The following is a 1,342-nucleotide window of genomic DNA, read 5'->3' as shown; positions in this document are numbered from 1 at the left end:
CATCCCGGCCAACCGGATCAAGTGATGCTTCATGTCGATGATGGCGTCCAGACGTTCGCGAAACAGATCGGCATCACGGCGGCGGGGTTTTTTAGGCTTCATGAGAATCTACCAGAAAATGAGCGTTACGGGACTGCTTTCTGGCATTTTCCTATATTTAGAATCCCAAGGGAATCATTATTTATCAATATGTTGAGAGTTTTTCAGGGCGAACCCTTTAGCTTGTCCTTGGCGTTTGCGTTTAACTTTTCGAACAATGTCAGCTGCTTTTTTCACACGATGCTTAACGGTGTATACATGACGACGCGTATCAAATCCTACCGCCTCTAGATGAGTAGCAAGTTTCTTTTCAGCTTCAATGCTAGCGACATGCGTTTCAGACGCAAGACGCTTCATCGCATCGCCACTTGTGCGTTGAGGTTGTTTCGTTTTTTGTCGTCGCTGGGACTTAATCATTTTATCATCTGTTGAAGCGGTTTCCTTGGATGAAACACGCCTATTAGGGTCAGAACTCATTAACCTTTCAGTGATTCAATAGCTTGAAGCTCAAAAAGGAGATTTTCAGGCTATGAAGTGCAATTTCTGGCTCTCTGACGAACAATTTTCACTGATTGAACCGCATTTACCTTACCGTGCCGCCGGCAAGCGTCGCAAGGATGATCGGCGCATTATCAGTGGTATCATTCATGTTCTGCAATCCGGTTGCCGTTGGCAGGATTGTCCGCCGGAATACGGACCATCGACGACGGTTTACAACCGTTATAACCGCTGGTCGCAGAAAGGGATCTGGCAGTACATGTTTGCGGAACTGACGGCAGCCCTGTCGGGAACACCAGAACAAATCTCCATCGACGCCTCTCATGTCAAAGCCCACCGTTGCGCTGGCGGCGGAAAAGGGGGGCTTCTGCTCAGGCCATCGGTCGCACAAAAGGAGGTCGCAACACCAAGGTTCATGCCATAAGCGACGAGCAATGCCGCCCTCTGGCCTTTTACCTGACACCTGGTCACGTCCACGATATCAAGGGCGCTGTCATGCTCGGCGCATCACTGCCAAACACCCGATACCTGCTCGCCGATAAAGCCTATGACGCCGATCATTGGAGGGACTACCTGAAATCCCAACGTATCCTGCCGGTGATCCCAAACAAGTCCAACAGAAAGCAGCCGCACCCGTTCAACAAGGCCCGATACAAAGGACGCAACGTCATTGAGAGAATGTTTGGCCGTCTTAAGGACTTCCGTCGCATTGCCACGCGATACGACAAGAATGCTGAAAACTTTCTCGCTGCACTATGCCTCGCAGCACTCATTTGCTACTGGATTTGAATGAGTCTGGACCCTA

The 1,342-nt window shown here is 49.9% G+C and carries 2 protein-coding genes; one reads left to right on the top strand and one right to left on the bottom strand.

Annotation, left to right across the window (positions count from 1 at the left end):
- Nucleotides 1-177: 177 nt before the first annotated feature.
- The gene (locus tag BEN30_RS16980) at nucleotides 178-516 is read right to left on the bottom strand and encodes a hypothetical protein (protein WP_069959498.1); all 339 of its coding nucleotides are present in this window, start codon (nucleotides 514-516) and stop codon (nucleotides 178-180) included.
- Between the two features lie 52 nt (nucleotides 517-568).
- Here BEN30_RS16980 and BEN30_RS18140 point away from each other — a divergent pair.
- A protein-coding gene (locus BEN30_RS18140; RefSeq protein ID WP_211563440.1) for an IS5 family transposase occupies nucleotides 569-1,326 on the top strand; the annotation gives its coding sequence in 2 pieces (ribosomal slippage) (nucleotides 569-902 and nucleotides 902-1,326; 759 coding nt in all).
- The last annotated feature ends 16 nt before the right edge of the window (nucleotides 1,327-1,342 follow it).

This window comes from Magnetovibrio blakemorei (assembly GCF_001746755.1).
GTDB lineage: Bacteria > Pseudomonadota > Alphaproteobacteria > Rhodospirillales > Magnetovibrionaceae > Magnetovibrio > Magnetovibrio blakemorei.
This window is presented reverse-complemented; position numbering and strand designations above follow the sequence as displayed.